Genomic DNA, 17,004 nt, shown 5'->3' on the forward strand with positions numbered 1-17,004 from the left:
GTCATCCCCTCGCCCGCAGCAGCCTGCCCTTCTCCCGGCTCCAGTCGCGCTTCTTCTCGGACTCGCGCTTGTCGTGCAGCTTCTTGCCCTTCGCAACCGCCAGCTGCAGCTTGGCCCGGCCGCGCTCGTTGAAGTAAAGCTTGAGCGGGATCAGCGTCATGCCCTCGCGGTCGACCGCGCCGATCAGCTTGTTGATCTGCCGGCGGTGGAGCAGCAGCTTTCGCGGCCGCTTGGGCTCGTGGTTGAAGCGGTTGCCCTGCAGGTATTCGGGAATGGTGGCGTTGATCAGCCAGATCTCGCCGTTCTTGGAATCGGCATAGGATTCCGCGATCGTGCTCTTGCCGTTGCGGATCGACTTGACCTCAGTGCCGGTCAGCGCAATGCCCGCCTCGATCGTGTCCTCGATGGCGTAGTTGAAACGCGCCTTGCGATTTTCCGCCATCACCTTGATCGGACGTTCGTTCTTATCGGCCATGACGGGCAAACCTGATCGAGATGCGCTCGGATTCTAACAGTTCGGATGAAGTGGGCGCGTCACTTCTTGAGGAGATCGCGGATCTCGGTCAGCAGCTCGACCTCGGCCGACGGCTTTGGCGGAGCGGCGGGCGCCGCCTCCTCCTTGCGCTTCAGCGTGTTCATGGCGCGGATCACCAGGAACAGCACGAAGGCGACGATGATGAAGTTGATCGTCAGCGTCAGGAAGCTGCCGTAAGCAAGTACTGCGCCTTGCTTTTTGGCATCCGCCAAGTTGGTTGCGGTGACCGCCTTCGACAAGGGGATGAAGTAGTTCGAGAAGTCGAGGCCACCGGTGACCGCGCCGATGATCGGCATGATGACGTCACCGACCAGCGAGGTGACGATGCCGCCGAAGGCCGCGCCGATGATGACGCCGACCGCGAGATCGACGACGTTGCCCTTCATGGCGAACTCGCGGAACTCCTTGAGCATCCGCGCGCCCTTTTCCTCCACGCTCATGAAAGGCTCCCCCGAACGGCTAATGCGTCAGTTGACCAGACCGGCGTGAACCATCGCGCTGCGCACGGCAACCCGCGTCGGCTCGGACACCGGAACCATCGGCAGCCGCAGCGTCTCGTCCAGCTTGCCGAGCAGCGACATCGCGTACTTGATCGGCGCCGGATTGCTCTCGATGAAGAGGTTGTTGTGCAGCGGCATCAGCTTGTCGTGGATCGCGAGCGCCGCCTTGGTGTCGCCCTTCTGCCAGGCGGCGTGGAACTCCGAGCACAGGCGCGGCGCGACGTTCGAGGTCACCGAGATGCAGCCATGGCCGCCATGGGCCATGTAGCCGATGATGGTGGCGTCCTCGCCCGAGAGCTGGTTGAAGTCCTCGCCCATCGCCGCGCGCTGCTGCGACACGCGGACCATGCTGGCGGTGGCGTCCTTGACCCCGGCGATGTTCTTCAGCTCCCACAGCCGCTTCATGGTGTCGACCGACATGTCGATCACCGAGCGCGGTGGGATGTTGTAGATGATGATCGGAATGCCGATCGCATCGTTGATCGCCTTGAAGTGCTGGTACATGCCTTCTTGCGTCGGCTTGTTGTAATAGGGCGTGACGATCAGCACGGCGTCCGCGCCCGCCTTTTCGGCGTGCTGGGAGAGCTCGATCGCCTCCTTGGTCGAGTTGGAGCCGGCGCCGGCGATGACGGGCACGCGGCCCTTGGCTTCAGCGATGCACCATTCCACGACCTTCTTGTGCTCGTCATGGCTGAGCGTCGGGCTCTCGCCGGTGGTGCCGACCGGAACGAGGCCATTGGTGCCCTCGGAGATCTGCCAATTGACCAGGGAGCGGAATGCCGCCTCGTCGAGCGAGCCGTTCTTGAACGGGGTGACCAAGGCGGTGAACGACCCTCGGAATTTCGTCTTGGCTGCCATGGACTTCCTCCGTACGCGGCGATCTCTTGAGCAAGCCCCCTTCATATCGGGTCTATCCGGCCGGTAAAAGACCCGGGGTCGGTGCCAGGCTGGGTTTAGGCCGCGATTTTGCCGCGGTGCTGGTGCAAATCGGCCCGAGGTAAGCGGCTGTTGGTATTTTCTCCGCATATTCAAGCAAATTCAGCTAGGTCTTGAGCCACTTCACTGATTCGGGGCGACGAAACGCCGTGACCTCCTTTGCATCTGCCGCGTGGCGATCCCTGAGTATGGCATTGTGCCTGACGGCCGGGCTGTCGATGGACTGCGCCGCGTTCGCCAAGTCCAACGAGACGGCCGCGGAGACCAAGGATCCCGCCAAGCCAGCAGCCAAGGACGCCTCGAATGGCCCGGCCAAAGGATCAACCAAGGAAACGGCGAAGGATACAGCCAAGGGAACCGGCAAGGACGCCGCGAAGGCCGCAAAGGGTACGCTCGGCACCCCCGCCAAGGACGCCGCGAAGAAGCCGGATGCCGGCAAGAACGCCAGCAAGGAACCGGCGAAGGACAAGCCCAAAGACAAATCCAAGCCTGCGGCCACCGCTCCTGCTGCCACGACCCCTGCAGCTGCACCTAAGGCAGCGCCGACTGCGAGCGGCTCGCCGCCCAAGGCAGCCCCCGCCCCGGCCGTGACTGCCACCGTCAAACCGACTGCGCCGGCCCCGGCCAGACCGGCCGCAGCTCCCATACTGGCGCCTGCAACGCGCCAGCATGCAGCGCCGCGCAAGCCGGTCATCCCGGCCGCCGTGGCTGCGACGTCGTCGACGTCGCAGGCTGACAAGGACACCCTGGAGAGCGTCATCGAGCTCGTGCGCAAGCGCAAGGCCGGCGACGCCACCAATGCCGCGGCCGGCATCTCCGATCCGGTCGCGCGAAAGCTCGCCGAATGGATCATCCTGCGCAGCGAGGACAACGGCGCGACCGTGGAACGCTATCGCGCCTTCCTCTCAGCCAATCCGAGCTGGCCATCGCAGACCTTCCTGCGCCGGCGCCTCGAGGCCGCGATGTGGGACGACAGGCGCGACGAGTCGGTCGCGTGGTCGTGGTTCGAGAACGAATCGCCGATCTCCGCCAAGGGACGCTTCACGCTGGCCAGGGCGATGCTGGCGCGCGGCGACCGCGCCAATGCCGAGCGGCTGGTGCGCGACGCCTGGCGCGCCGATCCGATGTCGGAGGACACCGAGAACAACGCGCTCGACCAGTTCGGCGCCCTGCTCACGCCAGGCGACCAGAAAGCGCGGATGGACAACCTGCTCTACGGCAGCGAGAACGAGGCCGCGCTACGCGCCGCCAAGCGTCTCGGCGCCGGCTATGTCGCGCTCGCCAAGGCCCGCATCGCCGCGGTCAAGAAAGCGCCGAACGCGCGGGCGCTGCTCGATGCCGTGCCGCGCGAGCTGCACGGCGATCCAGGCTTCATCTTCAGCAAGATCCAGCTGCTGCGCCGCGAGGAGAAGTTCACTGAAGCCGCCCAGCTGATGCTGTCGGCGCCGAAGGATCCGGGTCGCCTCCACAATCTCGACGAATGGTGGATCGAGCGGCGCCTCCTGGCGCGCAAGATGATCGACACCGAGGAATTCCGCAGCGCCTATCTGATCGCGCGCGACGCCGCCCTGCCCTCGCGCGACATCTACAAGACCGAGCAGGAGTTCACCGCCGGCTGGATCGCGCTGCGCTTCCTCAACGATCCCGCGACCGCCGCCCAGCATTTTGCTCGCATCGGCGTCGGCAGCGTCAATCCCACCGCGCTGGCGCGTGCCGGCTATTGGCAGGGCCGCGCTGCCGAGGCGATGGGCCGCCAGCAGGAGGCACGCAATGCCTATGCGCGGGCGGCCGAGCAATCGACCAGCTATTACGGCCAGCTCGCGCGCGCAAAGCTCGGCCTGCCGCAGATCGAGCTCAACAGCCAGCCGCGCGGTCGCGGCGCCGAGCGGCTCGAGATCGTGCGCGCCGCGCAACTGCTCTACGAGCTGGACGAGCGCGAGTTCGCGATACCGCTGCTCGCCGACATGGGCGAGAACGGCGATCCCGAGGCGCTCGCGGGCCTCGGCGAGCTCACCCAGCGCTACAGCGACGCGCGCGGCATGCTGCTGCTCGGCAAGGCCGCGCTCAACCGCGGCCTCCCGTTCGACTTCTACGCCTACCCCGTCAACGGCATCCCTCAGTTCACGCCGATCGGCCCCGAGGTCGAACGCAGCATCATCTATGCGATTGCGCGGCAGGAGAGCGCGTTCAACCCGTCGGTGGTCTCGCCGGCGCAGGCCTACGGGCTGATGCAGGTGACGCCGGATGCCGCCCGCTACGTCTGCAAGCGCCACGGCGCAACCTACGACCTCGCGCGGCTGAAGAACGACTCCGTCTACAACGCCACGCTCGGCTCGGCCGAGCTCGGCGGACTGCTCGAGGATTATCGCGGCTCCTACATCATGACGTTCGCCGCCTACAATGCCGGCCGCGGCAGCGTGAAGAAGTGGGTCGAGCGTTACGGCGATCCGCGCGACCCCAAGGTCGACGCGGTCGACTGGGTCGAGCTGATTCCGTTCTCCGAGACGCGCAACTATGTGCAGCGGATCATGGAAAACCTTCAAGTCTACCGCGCCCGTTTCGGCGGCGGCACCCGCTTGCAGATCGAAGCCGATCTGCGCCGCGGCGCCGTCAGCGTGCAGTAACGGGCGTCGATGGCCCGTTAGAATCAAAGCCTGGTTGCTGGGCAGGGCTCGGCAGGATTCGTCGACGGCGCCAGCGACCTGACGATAGGATTGCGCCAAGCGTTCCCACGCACCGGTTAGCTTATGCCTCACAAGGCTGGGAACGTGTCACGCTGCGCGTGGTCGGTGCGTTCCTGTTCGCAGCCGTGATCTCGTCGGGCCCCGCGACCGGCGGCTCCCCCCTTCGGCAAGAACCGCCATCCTGCCCAGCCACAGGTAACCGGCATCCAGGATCGCTATTGCCTGCAAGAACGGCGTTGGGAGAATCCTGGCAACTGCCAGTTGTCCAATTACAGCCAGTGCATGGCGACCGCGTCGGGCACAATCGATGCCTGCGGTCTCAACCCGACCTATGCCTTCAAGGAGTGGAAGGGCCTGAGATGGTAGTTTGATAGCACTTTGCCGACATTCCAGCTTGCGAGCCAACAAGGTCCGCACGTTAAGCGAAGCGCTACGCTCCAAAGAAAAACCCCGGCAGTTTCCTGCCGGGGTTCATGGATCAACCTAGGGTCGATCTTAGAAGTTGCGCTGAGCGCGCAGGAGCATCTGCAGGTTGCCCTGATCCTTCAGCTCGTAGGTGGCTGCGGGCTTGGCAACAGCCAGGTTGGCCGTGTTGGCGCCCGTGACAACGCCAGAGTGCTTCTGGTCGAGCCAGACGTAGCTCACGTCAGCCGTGAAGGCGAGACCCTTGACCGGAGTCCAGACCAAGTTGCCGCCGATAACCGCAAGGTTGAAGTCGGGGTTACAGGTCGAGCCAGCGGCGGGGGCCAGAGCAGCAGCGAAGTTGGCGCAGATCAGAGCCTTGCTTTGATCGCCGTAGCGGAGCGAAGCATAAGCACCGTAGATGCCCGACGCCCAGTTCGGGGACCAGTTGTGGGTATAACCACCGCGGAAGCCCCAGGTCTTGACGGTCTCGATACCGAGACCGGAACCGAACACGCCATCAGCGATACCGGCGAAGCCGATGCTCTGATAAGCGATGCCGCTGCCGCCGTAGATGAAGATGGTCTGCGGGAACAGGCTCTGGAAGTTGTACCGCGAAGCACCGTCGGTGTAGACCGCCTGCAAGTTGATCGAGTCACCCGCACCAGTCGGGATGTTCTTGATCGACAAGGCACCTTGCACCGCCCAGCCCCACTTGTCCGACGGATGGCCCGTGAGCTCCGTCGTACCGTAATAAGCTGAGTGGAGTTCGTGCGCCGCCGCCGAGATCTGGAACAGACCCCAAGCCTGATCGACACGGACCTGACCGACGATGTCGGGCATGCGCGTGCCACCCCAATCGTTGACACCGTAGATGCCCTGGATGAAGGCAGCGCCCGCAGCTGCAGTCGTGGCGAAGCCACCCACTGCACCCGCAACGCCGGTCACGCTCGCGTTCCAAAGGTTCGACTGGCCGCCAGCAGCGGTCGTCATATCCTGCAACGCGACCGAACCCGTGATGCCCTGGCCGAAATCAGCCGTGTAGGCGACCTGGTTCACACCGGTGACGTTGTTGCTGCCGCCCGGAAGGAAGTCGGGACCGCCAGCCGGATAGCTCTGCCACGGTGCGTCGAAGATCGAAACCGTGCGGCCGAAGGTGAAACCAGCGAACTGGATGAACGCATGGTAGAGGCCGAGCGAAGCCGAACCGACCGAGAAGGCAGACGGGGCGCTGCCGGTCACCGAGGTGGCATCCCAGCTGAAAACCGTATCGGCGTAGGTGCGAACCACGCCATACTCGGTTGCCGTACGGGTATCGATGGTGAAGTCCAAACGAGCGCGGGTCTGGTAGTAGTTGTCCAGACGGTTGTTGGCGCCGCCGGGAGCACCCTGGCCAATGCCGTAGTCGCTGTTCGTGTTAAACAGCATGTCGGCACGCAGATAGCCGCCGAACTTGATGCAGGTGTCGGTGCCCGGGATGTAGTAGAATCCAGCACCGTACAGGGAGCAGATCTTCACGTACTCGACCGCCTTGGCCTTCACGGGGAGATCGGCTGCCTGAGCTCCGCCCACGGCGATCAGACCCGCCGCTGAGCCGAGCAAAAGGCTCTTAACCAACTTCATGTTAAACCTCCAAGTTGCTCTTCAGGGAAGGTCACTGACCGGACGGCCAATTCCCCAACCCCCTCTAAATCACCGCTTTCGGCCCCTTCGCGTCTTCGGACACACCCGCATGAACGCGAGGGACTTAAGCGAATGACCTAAACGGGACGACCTCGGGATGCCCCCCTCCGTCGCTCAGTCACAATTACCGAACGTCCTTGCACACACAACAAGAGAACGCTCCGAAACGGGCCGGTGCAGCGTGTTTTCCAACGGGTGTTGCACAAATAACACGCAGATGTGATCAAACCGCTCTCGTAACGCATTGTTTACATTGACGTTTTCGGAGCGGTTCCAAATGCCATGAAAGTTCCGCACATGAGGCGCCGCGCGCGAAAGCTCGGCTTGAGCCAGCTTTGAGGCGCTCGAATCGTGGAATCAGAAGGAGACTCAATTGGCAGGCATCGACCCGCCTCCCCGCCGCGCAAACTGACCCAGGCAGCCTGCAAATACCTCCGCCGGCCGGGGCTCGCCGTCACTCTCTATATGGAAGTCACGCAGGCGGGATAATCGGGCCGGACAGCTCGGCGAGCGAGGACGCAGAGGTGCTAGTCCTTCTTTGCACCTTTGAATTTCCTCGAAAATTCAGCGCCACGCCCTGATCCGAGCGCAAACCCGTCTCGTTTCGCAAATCACTGGGAATATTCGAGCGAAAACACGCGCTTCCAAATTGACCAGCCAGAGCAAATAGATGCATAAGGCTCGCACCGGAGAGGTGGCCGAGTGGCTGAAGGCAACGCTTTGCTAAAGCGTCATACGGTCTCAAGCTGTATCGAGGGTTCGAATCCCTCCCTCTCCGCCACCCCAGAATCCCGGAAGCAGAATCAAGGTCGCTGCGCGCGTCCAGCGGAAGGCGATGGGCGACGCCGGTACGAAAGTTCCGCACAAGGATGAGGGCGGCGAGCCCGCGCGATTCGCGCACTCCTTATATATGTGAGCCCCCACCTAAATGCCGGATCGCCAGACCCGCCAATGCGAGGGCGCTATCAGCACGGCCTCATCCGCCAAACATTGAACCAGATGCCGCCCTTACGCCGGCATGGAAAGGACCATGGCACAATACCTGTTTTGTGCAGACGCCCGAGTTCCAGGTCGCACTCGTCGGGAGCGATCTGAATCGGCAGCCATCGTCCATTCGTAGCCTGGTTGCTCATGCCGTCGGATTCTAGGCGACGCCATGAAGAAGAAACTTGCTCCAGCGCAAGCGCGTCCGACCGTGCGAATGAGCGCAGGCGGCGCGGCCGTTGTTCTCGCCGGCAAAGGTGACTAGAGTTTTTGCACCATTTCGCCCGAGCACAGACCCCCTACGTCGGGTCGAGAACCCATTGCATGTCGCAACAAGGCCGCAACAAGGGAGCCTCGGCCCCCTCCTCACTCCATCCGTCAGCTATTCTGGACCAGGCAATTGCGGCGCACCGTTCGGGCAATCTGTCGGAAGCGGAACGGGCCTACACGACGATTCTGAAGGGAAGCAGAACGCATGCCGTCGCGCTCCATATGCTGGGGCTGTTGCACGCCCAGCGCGGCCATTTTGCGGATGCCGAGCCTTTGCTGAAGAAGGCTGCACGCGTCGACCCCGGCAATCCCGACGTTCTTTTCAACTATGCCAACGTGCTGCGCGCGCTGGACAAGCCGGACGATGCGCTCGTCTGGCTTGCGAAAGTAATCGCCCTGGCTCCGAACTTCGCGGACGCGCATCTCAATCGCGGAGCGATCCTCATTGCACGGCAGCAGCTTCGCGACGCCATAGCCGAGTTTGATCGCGCCATTGCGATCGCACCGTCGAGCGCCGCGTTCGCCAACCGAGGCAGCGCGTTGCAGCAGCTTGGTCGACTCGAGGAAGCGCGTGACAGCTACGCCCGCGCCATCGAGCTTGCACCGGCCGACCCACAGAACCATTTCGCGTTGTCTGAGGTTCTTGGCCAGCTGGGGCGAGACGACGAAGCGATCGTGGCTCTGGAACGAACGGTCGCACTTGATAAGACGTTCCCGTTTGCGCTGAGCAACCTCGTTGCTTGCAAGCGGAAGCGCGCCGACTGGAGCAGCTTCGAACGTGAACAGGCCACCATGGAAGACGCTGCCGAGGCAGGCGTGCCGGTCGACCCCTTCACCTTCTTTCATGTCTCCTCATCGCCTGCACGCCAATTGACCTGCGCGAAGGCCTATGTCGCCAAGGTGACCCCCGACGGGGGTGCCGCCAGGCCCGGAACGCCGAGACCGGCGTCCCGGCTCCGGGTCGCGTACATGTCGGCCGATTTTCGCAGTCATGCCACCGCGTATTTGATGGCCGGAATCTTCGAGGCGCACGACCGCGAGCGCTTCGACGTCACCGCTATCTCCCACGGGCCCGACGACGACAGCCAGATGCGCAACCGCCTGAGGGCCGCATTCGAACGTTTTGAAGATGTCAGCGATCTCGCCGACGAGGACGTCGTCAAGCTGATCGGCCAGCTCGGGATCGAGGTTCTCGTCGATCTCGGCGGCTTCACCGCCGGTGCGCGGCCGAAAATCATTGCGCGCCGGCCGGCTCCTATCCAGGTCAGCTATCTCGGCTTTCCCGGCACGATGGGCGCCCCCTATGTCGACTATCTCATGGCCGACCGGATCGTCATCCCCGAAGCAGAGCAGACTTATTACGCCGAGAAGGTGATCTATCTTCCCAATAGCTACCAGGCGACCGACGCGAAGCGACCGCTCCCGTCAAATCCACCGAGCCGGAGCCAGCTCGGACTGGCGGACGATGCGTTCGTCTACTGCGCGTTCAACAGAAGCCCCAAGATCACGCCCCCGTTGTTCGGCGTCTGGATGCGGCTGCTCGACAAGACCCCCGGAAGCGTCCTTTGGCTGCTAGATGGTGACCCGGTCGCCACGGAGAATCTGAAGCGCGAAGCCGTTGCGCGGGGGATTGTCGCCGAGAGAATCGTGTTCGCTCCGCGCGTCCCTGCTGAGGAGCATTTGGCGCGCCACCAGGTCGCCGATCTGTTCCTGGACACATTGCCCTACAACGCCCACACCGGGGCCAGCGACGCCCTCTGGGCTGGCTTGCCGGTCCTGACGTGCCTTGGGACCACTTTTGCCGGACGCGTTGCAGCCAGTCTCCTGAACGCCGTAGGCCTTCCCGAGCTGGTGACGCGATCGCTGGAGGAATATGAGGCTTTGGCACTTCGAATCGCGCACGATTCCGAACTTCGCGTCGCGCTCAGGAGCAAGCTGGCGGCGCGCCGGACCACTTGGCCGCTTTTCGATACCGTCCGCATGACGCGGGATATCGAAAAGGCATTCGACGAAATCTGGCGCAGGCATTGCGCGGGCGAAGCGCCGGCCTCGTTTGCCGTGCAAACCTCGACCTGAAGCCGCCTCGGCGCGGTGGCGCCGCCCGGTCAAGGTCCGGTTCCCAAGCGAAGTGACGCTCAGTGCGCGCAGACCCAGGCTCTCGCCTCACGCTGCGCGACGGAGATCTCGGCCTCCGACATCTGCCCGGCGATTTCCTGGCGCAGCGCCACGGCGTCCTTGCGGCCCTTCAGCGCGGCGAGATTGAACCATTTGTGCGCGGCGACGAGATCGACGATGCCGGAGCGGCCGCTCGCCCAATAGATCCCGCGCTCGAACAGCACGTCCGACAGCGCGCTCGCATCCACCGGCGTCGCCGTCTCCAGATCGAAAGTACCCTGAAACATCACGCATCCCCTTTGTTCTTATGCCGCCTCGTCCCCCGAGCGCGGCTCCCGTCCAACCTCTGATGTGCATGACCCGTCCCGGGACGGTGCACTGTTCAACTCTTCCCCATCGCCGTTTGCCGGCTTGTTGGAGGCGATGATGGCGGGCAAATTTGAATGGCAGTTTAAGCATCGCGATGAAGCAGACGTAAACGCGGGCGCGCGCCTCCTGCGCCGAGAATTCAAGAAGTCCATGATTCGCAGGGACTTCTGTCATTCGTCAGATTCGGTTTACCTTGGGATTTCAGGACATCGATAACCATCGCGCGCGGTGGCGCAGGTCATGTGGTTGCTTTTCTTCAACTGGCGTCACCCGCGCCCTCGCTACGCCAAGGCTTCCACGGTATGCGGTCTCGGGCCGCCGAAGCGGCGAAGGTGGCAGGCGGGTGACCGAGTATTCCAGCGGCCGCAATCGTTCCACGACAAGCCGCGCGTGCTGGATCGGCCCGTCGGAGCCGGGCGGCGACACCGCTGGGCGAAACGGTGCGCGATCACGCCACAGGACGCCTTGCCTCTCCAAGCCAAGCGATCAAGCCGGCATGACGAGAAGCGCGCTCGGACGCGACGCGGTCAAATCAACGATGTGAGGGAGAGGAATGCCGGCAATGCCCCGGCTTCAAGGGAACGAGGGCGTCGGCGAACACGTCAGGACCAGATTCCACTTTGGCCCGAAGGCCTGTCGTGAAATTGCGGAGCCCGTTTGAGGAGAACCGCACCGAACGAAGAAAACTCGTTTCTTCTGCCGGACCGCGAAAGAGAACGGTCCGACCGTTGACCTGATGTCTCGCCGACACCCTCTATCGTCGACCAGAACCTCTAGGAGGCGCTGATGACGTGCCGGCTATCTGGAGCCGGCAACTTCAGAAGCGAAGTTACTTCTTCTTCTTCGCGACCTTGCGGGTCTTCTTCGCAGTCTTCTTCACTGCGCTCTTCGCCTTCTTCGCCTTCTTCGCTTTCTTGGCCATGTTGCCCTCCGATGTGTGAGATGGCTTTAATCGCTGCGTGCACTCGGGGATCGAATGCACTCATCCCGAATACACCAACACGAAGAAAAAAACAGCTTCTCGCTTAAAGAAGTGTTGACGCAGCAAGGCGCCTGCGCTTGGCGGGCGCGACGCAGGCGCTTCGTACGACGTGCACTTGCGATCATGCAGAGCGCTCGCATCGCCGACGTTCGCGAACGATGCGATTGCACGAAAACACTATGCAGCAAGTATTTTTTCGCACGCGCGTATCGCGCGCGACCAACGCAGCGATGCGCATCGACAATCGTGCGGTCGCCTCGCAAAGGCGTTTCGCGGACTCTGAGTCGCGATTTTTGGCAACGAAAATATTTTCATGCTTAACGGCGCGGGCGCTCGCCGGAGCGCGTTCAAGCCGCCGTTTCGGGCGAATCGCGCGGCGGCGATTCGGCCGCCGCATCGCCGTCGATCAGGATGAAGTTTGCCGTCGAGGATGCGCGCGAGCGTCGCAGCGAGAACCAAAAGCGAGGTGACGAAACGCGTCCGTCACCTCGTTCGAATGGGTCAGGCTTAGACGCCGAGCTTGGACTTGAGCAGGTCGTTGACGCTCTGCGGGTTGGCCTTGCCGCCGGATGCCTTCATGACCTGGCCGACGAACCAGCCGAGCGATTGCGGCTTGTCCTTCACCTGCGCCGCCTTGTCGGGATTGGCCGCGATGATGTCGTCGACCACCTTTTCGATCGCAGAGAGATCCGTGACCTGCTTCATGCCGCGGCTTTCGACCAGCGCGCGGGGATCGCCACCCTCCTGCCAGACGATTTCGAACAGATCCTTGGCGATCTTGCCCGAGATCGTACCCTCGCCGATCAGGTCGATGATCGCAGCCAGTTGCCCGGCATTGACGGGCGAGGCCGTAATATCCCGGCCTTCTTTGTTGAGACGGCCGAACAGCTCGTTGATCACCCAGTTCGCCGCCATCTTGCCGTCGCGGGCGCGGTTGGCGAGCTTGTCGAGCACCGTCTCGTAGAACAGCGCGCTCTCGCGCTCGGCGACCAGCACGCTCGCATCATAGGCCGAGAGGCCGAAATCGGCGACGAAGCGCGCCTTCTTCTGGTCCGGCAGCTCCGGCAGCTTCGCCTTCAGCGCGTCGATGAAGTCCTGGCTGAACTCCAGCGGCAACAGGTCGGGGTCGGGGAAATAGCGATAGTCGTGCGCCTCCTCCTTCGACCGCATCGAGCGCGTCTCACCCTTGTTGGGATCGAACCGGCGCGTCTCCTGCTCGATCTCGCCCCCGTCCTCCAGGATCTCAATCTGGCGCCGCGCTTCATACTCGATCGCCTGGCCGATGAAGGCGATCGAGTTCATGTTCTTGATCTCGCAGCGGGTGCCGAGCGGCGCGCCGGGCTTGCGCACGGAGACGTTGACGTCGGCGCGCAAGGATCCCTTCTCCATGTCACCGTCGCAGGTGCCGAGGTAGCGCATGATCGAGCGCAACTTGGTCACATAGGCCTTGGCCTGCTCGGCATCGCGGATATCAGGCTTCGAGACGATCTCCATCAGCGCCACGCCAGATCGGTTGAAATCGATGTAGGACAGCGACGGCGACCGGTCGTGCAGCATTTTGCCGGGATCCTGCTCCAGATGCAGCCGCTCGATACCGATGGTGGCCGTCTTGCCGCCGTCGAGATCGATGATTACCTCACCCTCGCCCACGATGGGCGATTTGTATTGGCTGATCTGGTAGCCCTGCGGCAGGTCCGGATAGAAATAGTTCTTGCGGTCGAACACCGAGCGCAGGTTGATCTGCGCGTTGAGGCCGAGCCCGGTCCGGACAGCCTGCCTGACGCATTCCTCGTTGATGACCGGCAGCATGCCCGGCATCGCGACGTCGACCAGCGAGACGTGGCTGTTCGGCTCGCCGCCGAAAGCGGTAGATGCGCCCGAGAACAGTTTGGCGTTCGAGGTCACCTGGGCATGGATCTCCATGCCGATGACCATCTCCCAGTCACCAGTTGAGCCCTTGAGAAGCTTGTGCGTGGCCGTGCTCATGTCCTGCTCCCGAGCAGCGTGGCAGCGATCCGCTCCCACTCCGCTTCCAATGAATCCTTTGCCGCCGGCTGGCCGGCCTGGCGGTACCAATAGCCGGCATTGCCGAGATCGCCTTCGACGCGGTGCAAATAGGCATGCACCCAGGCGGCCTCGCGGCTGCTCTCGTCCTGGACGATCTTGTGCGCGCGGTCCCAGTCGCCCTTCGCCGCCCACCACAGGCCGGCGAGCGGCGCGTTCAGGTCCGGCGCGGGCGCCGCGCCACCGATGCTCGCGATGAAATCGGCGACATTCACCACCACCTCGCGGGCGTGAAGCGGCCGGCGGCCTGCTCGATCACCTCGCCGAGCGAGAACAGCGTCTCCTCGTCAAACGGACGGCCGATCAGTTGCAGCCCGAGCGGCAGGCCCTGCACGTCCTTGCCGGCGGGCACCGCGATGCCGGGCAGGCCCGCCATGTTCACGGTCACCGTGAAGATGTCGTTGAGATACATCTCGACCGGGTCGGCGCCGCCCTTCTCGCCGATGCCGAAGGCCGCCGACGGCGTCGCCGGGGTGAGGATGGCGTCGACGCCTTTGGCGAAGCAGTCCTCAAAATCCTTCTTGATCAGCGTGCGCACCTTCTGCGCGCGCAGGTAATAGGCATCGTAATAGCCGGCCGAGAGCACGTAAGTGCCGATCATGACGCGGCGGCGCACCTCGGCGCCAAATCCCTCCGCACGGGTGTTCTCGTAGAGCTCGATGATGTTCTTACCCTGCTCGCGCAGGCCGTAGCGCACGCCGTCATAGCGCGCCAGGTTGGACGAGGCCTCTGCCGGCGCCACGATGTAATAGGCCGGCAGCGCGTATTTGGTGTGCGGCAGCGACACCTCGACCAGCTCGGCACCGGCCGCCTTCAGCCACGCCGCGCCCTCACTCCACAGTTTCTCGATCTCGGCCGGCATGCCGTCGAGGCGATACTCCCGGGGGATGCCGATCTTCATGCCCTTCACGGACTTGCCGATCGCCGCCTCGTAGTCCGGCACGGGGATATCGACCGACGTCGTGTCCTTGGGATCGTGGCCGGCCATCGAGCGCAGCAGCATCGCGGCATCGCGTACGCTGCGCGCGATAGGGCCCGCCTGGTCGAGCGAGGAGGCAAAGGCGACGATGCCCCAACGCGAGCAGCGGCCATAGGTCGGCTTGATGCCGACGGTCGCGGTGAACGCGGCCGGCTGGCGGATCGAGCCGCCGGTATCAGTCGCGGTCGCGCCCATGCAGAGCAGCGCCGCCACGGCCGAGGCCGAGCCGCCGGACGAGCCGCCCGGCACCAGCGTGGTGTTGCTGCCCTCGCGCCGCCAGGGATTGCCGACGGGGCCGAAGCACGAGGTCTCGTTCGCCGAGCCCATCGCGAACTCGTCATTGTTGAGCTTGCCGAGCATCACCGCGCCGTCGCGCCAGAGCTGCGAGGTGACGGTGGACTCGTAGGTCGGCACGAAATTGCCGAGGATCTTCGAGCACGCCGTGGTGCGCACGCCCCTGGTCGCGAACAGGTCCTTGATGCCGAGCGGGATGCCGGCGAGCGGGCCCGCATTGCCCTTGGCGATCTTGCTGTCCGCCTCGCGCGCCATGGCGCGCGCCTGGTCCGGCGTCTCTATCACGAAGGCGTTGAGCACGCGCGCTTTCTCGATCGCGGAAAGATGCGCGTCGGTCAGCTCGAGCGACGTGAAATTTTTTGCCGCGAGGCCCTTGCGGGCCTCGGCGAGCGTCAGCGATGTCAAATCGGTCATTTATTGATCGGGCTGCAGAAGAACGGAGACAGGGTCTTGTCGTCGGCCGGGTCGTCCTTTTTGGCGGCGGCTTTCGCGGCCGCCTCGATCTCGTCGAGCACGGCATTGACGGCGATGTTGGGATCGGCAGCCTTGCCCTGCCGTTCCATCTTGTCGAGATAATTCATGTAGGCCTGATAGGCCTTCTCATCGTCGCAAAGCAGGCACATCGGATCTAACCTGTTTATTCAACGACCTTCGGCACCAGGAAGAAGTGACCTTCGGTCGCGGGCGCGTTGGCAACGATATCGTCGGCGATCCCGCCGTCGTCGACCACGTCCTGCCGCTTCTTCATCTGCATCGGGGTGACCGAGGTCATGGGATCCACGCCCTCGACATTGACCTCCGAGAGCTGCTCGACGAAAGCGAGCATGGCGTTGAGCTCGCCCTGCAGATGCGGAACCTCGCCCTCGGAAACCGCAATGCGCGCCAGATGCGCGATGCGGCGGACGGTAGCGGCGTCGACGGACATTATATAAGGCCTCTTACGGCAAATCCCATGTGCCGTATAGCAGAGGCAGCTTTTGCGCCGCAACCGGCGCTTCCCCCTATCCGGCGAGGGCCTTCATGCGCCCCAGCGCCGATTTGGCGAGATCCCGGGTCAATTCGGCGGCGGGAAGCTCGCGGCCCAGCGCAACGGCCTGCCCTGCCCAGAGATTGGTGAAATCCACCCTGCCCTGCTTTTCGGCAGCCGCTTTCAGCGGCCCCAGCGCCGTCGCGGCGTGGGGAAACGGCGGCGCATCCGGCGAGATCGGACCGGCCTCGCGCATCAGCCGGTTCTGCACCCCGCGCGCAGGCCGGCCGGTCATGACATTGGTGATGACGGTGGAATCGTCCCGCGCCTCGGCCAGCGCCTTGCGGCCGCCCGCGCTGAGCTTGGATTCCGGGCAGCGCAGATAGGCGCTGCCGATCTGCACGCCGGCGGCACCGAGCGCGAAGGCCGCGGCAATGCCGCGTCCGTCGGCGATGCCGCCCGCCGCGATCACCGGCACCTTCACGGCATCGACGACCTGCGGCACCAGCGCGAAGGTGCCGGGCTGCTCGGCGATCTTGTCGGTCAGGAACATGCCGCGATGGCCGCCCGCCTCGGCACCTTGCGCAATCACGGCATCGACGCCGTGTTCTTCCAGCCAGACCGCCTCCTTCACCGTCGTCGCGGACGAGATGACGAGGCAACCCGCCGCCTTGACGCGCCGCAGCAGCGCTTGCTCCGGCAGGCCGAAATGGAAGCTGACGACCTCCGGCTTCAGCTCCTCGACCACTTCGCAGAACGCTGCATCGAACGGCGCGCGGTTCGCAGCCGCGATCGGCGCGGAGGGATCGAGACTGTGCTCGGAATAGTACCCCGCGAGCCGCTGCTTCCACCGCGCCTCGGCTTCGCGCGTCAACTCGACCGGCGTGTGGCAGAAGAAGTTCATGTTGACCGGCGCCTTGACGCGCTGGCGGATGAGACCAACCTGCTCGCGCGCCTTCTCCGGCGAGATCATCGCACACGGCAGCGACCCCAGCGCCCCGCCCTGCGCAGCCGCAATCACCAGCTCCGCATCCATCACGCCAGCCATCGGCGCCAGCACGATCGGAAATTCGGTCTTGAAAAGATCGATCAGTCGACGGTCAGGCCACATGATGCTTGCCTCGCATTCGCTCTTCCCTCTCCCCTTGTGGGAGAGGGTGGATCGCCGCGATAGCGGCGAGACGGGTGAGGGGTTTGCATCCGCGGAAGCAGACCTCTCAGATTTGACTTCACTCTCCGC

At 63.9% G+C, this 17,004-nt stretch carries 14 protein-coding genes and 1 tRNA gene; 4 read left to right on the plus strand and 11 right to left on the minus strand.

Features of this window, described 5'->3' with window-relative positions:
* Position 1 precedes the first annotated feature (1 nt).
* Genes smpB through dapA form a run of 3 tightly spaced genes read right to left on the minus strand, consistent with a single transcriptional unit; the run spans position 2 to position 1,893 of the window.
* A complete protein-coding gene (gene smpB / locus I6F36_RS02155; protein WP_025036727.1) occupies positions 2-475 on the minus strand; it encodes an SsrA-binding protein SmpB in 474 nt (157 codons plus the stop codon).
* 59 nt (positions 476-534) lie between these two features.
* The gene (mscL, locus tag I6F36_RS02160; RefSeq protein WP_036039223.1) at positions 535-948 is read right to left on the minus strand and encodes a large conductance mechanosensitive channel protein MscL; all 414 of its coding nucleotides are present in this window, start codon (positions 946-948) and stop codon (positions 535-537) included.
* Positions 949-1,002: 54 nt separating this feature from the next.
* Positions 1,003-1,893 (minus strand): 4-hydroxy-tetrahydrodipicolinate synthase, encoded by an 891-nt coding sequence (gene dapA / locus I6F36_RS02165; protein WP_036015047.1) that lies wholly within the window; start codon positions 1,891-1,893, stop codon positions 1,003-1,005.
* A gap of 266 nt (positions 1,894-2,159) precedes the next feature.
* Between dapA and I6F36_RS02170 the strand changes: the two genes are divergently transcribed.
* On the plus strand, positions 2,160-4,595 hold the full coding sequence (locus I6F36_RS02170) for a lytic transglycosylase domain-containing protein (RefSeq protein WP_225170959.1): 2,436 nt from the start codon (positions 2,160-2,162) through the stop codon (positions 4,593-4,595).
* Positions 4,596-4,916: 321 nt separating this feature from the next.
* Positions 4,917-5,021, plus strand: coding sequence for a DUF3551 domain-containing protein (locus tag I6F36_RS02175; protein WP_311735305.1), 105 nt, complete (start codon positions 4,917-4,919; stop codon positions 5,019-5,021).
* Between the two features lie 129 nt (positions 5,022-5,150).
* Here I6F36_RS02175 and I6F36_RS02180 read toward each other — a convergent pair whose 3' ends face one another.
* The gene (locus I6F36_RS02180) at positions 5,151-6,680 is read right to left on the minus strand and encodes a porin (RefSeq protein WP_225113869.1); all 1,530 of its coding nucleotides are present in this window, start codon (positions 6,678-6,680) and stop codon (positions 5,151-5,153) included.
* A 748-nt stretch (positions 6,681-7,428) separates the two neighbouring features.
* Between I6F36_RS02180 and I6F36_RS02185 the strand changes: the two genes are divergently transcribed.
* Positions 7,429-7,521, plus strand: a tRNA-Ser gene (locus tag I6F36_RS02185).
* A gap of 527 nt (positions 7,522-8,048) precedes the next feature.
* A complete protein-coding gene (locus tag I6F36_RS02190) occupies positions 8,049-10,070 on the plus strand; it encodes a tetratricopeptide repeat protein (protein ID WP_225170960.1) in 2,022 nt (673 codons plus the stop codon).
* Positions 10,071-10,129: 59 nt separating this feature from the next.
* Here I6F36_RS02190 and I6F36_RS02195 read toward each other — a convergent pair whose 3' ends face one another.
* The 7 genes from I6F36_RS02195 to I6F36_RS02225 form a co-directional block, all read right to left on the minus strand.
* Positions 10,130-10,396, minus strand: coding sequence for a hypothetical protein (locus tag I6F36_RS02195; protein ID WP_036025525.1), 267 nt, complete (start codon positions 10,394-10,396; stop codon positions 10,130-10,132).
* A gap of 1,571 nt (positions 10,397-11,967) precedes the next feature.
* Positions 11,968-13,446: an Asp-tRNA(Asn)/Glu-tRNA(Gln) amidotransferase subunit GatB gene (gene gatB, locus I6F36_RS02200; RefSeq protein WP_225170961.1), complete on the minus strand. Its 1,479-nt coding sequence runs from the start codon at positions 13,444-13,446 to the stop codon at positions 11,968-11,970.
* Positions 13,443-13,745: a hypothetical protein gene (locus tag I6F36_RS02205; RefSeq protein WP_225156971.1), complete on the minus strand. Its 303-nt coding sequence runs from the start codon at positions 13,743-13,745 to the stop codon at positions 13,443-13,445. Before I6F36_RS02205 ends, gatB begins: the two co-directional genes overlap by 4 nt.
* Entirely contained in the window at positions 13,736-15,211 is a 1,476-nt protein-coding gene (gene gatA, locus I6F36_RS02210) for an Asp-tRNA(Asn)/Glu-tRNA(Gln) amidotransferase subunit GatA (protein WP_225170962.1), read from the minus strand. The genes I6F36_RS02205 and gatA overlap by 10 nt, the downstream gene beginning before the upstream one ends.
* Positions 15,208-15,420: a hypothetical protein gene (locus I6F36_RS02215; RefSeq protein ID WP_225170963.1), complete on the minus strand. Its 213-nt coding sequence runs from the start codon at positions 15,418-15,420 to the stop codon at positions 15,208-15,210. Before I6F36_RS02215 ends, gatA begins: the two co-directional genes overlap by 4 nt.
* Positions 15,421-15,434: 14 nt before the next feature.
* Positions 15,435-15,722 (minus strand): Asp-tRNA(Asn)/Glu-tRNA(Gln) amidotransferase subunit GatC, encoded by a 288-nt coding sequence (gene gatC / locus I6F36_RS02220; RefSeq protein ID WP_225135680.1) that lies wholly within the window; start codon positions 15,720-15,722, stop codon positions 15,435-15,437.
* Between the two features lie 76 nt (positions 15,723-15,798).
* On the minus strand, positions 15,799-16,875 hold the full coding sequence (locus tag I6F36_RS02225; RefSeq protein ID WP_036015068.1) for a nitronate monooxygenase family protein: 1,077 nt from the start codon (positions 16,873-16,875) through the stop codon (positions 15,799-15,801).
* Between the last annotated feature and the right edge of the window lie 129 nt (positions 16,876-17,004).

Source organism: Bradyrhizobium sp. BRP19 (assembly GCF_020194195.1).
Lineage (GTDB): Bacteria > Pseudomonadota > Alphaproteobacteria > Rhizobiales > Xanthobacteraceae > Bradyrhizobium > Bradyrhizobium yuanmingense.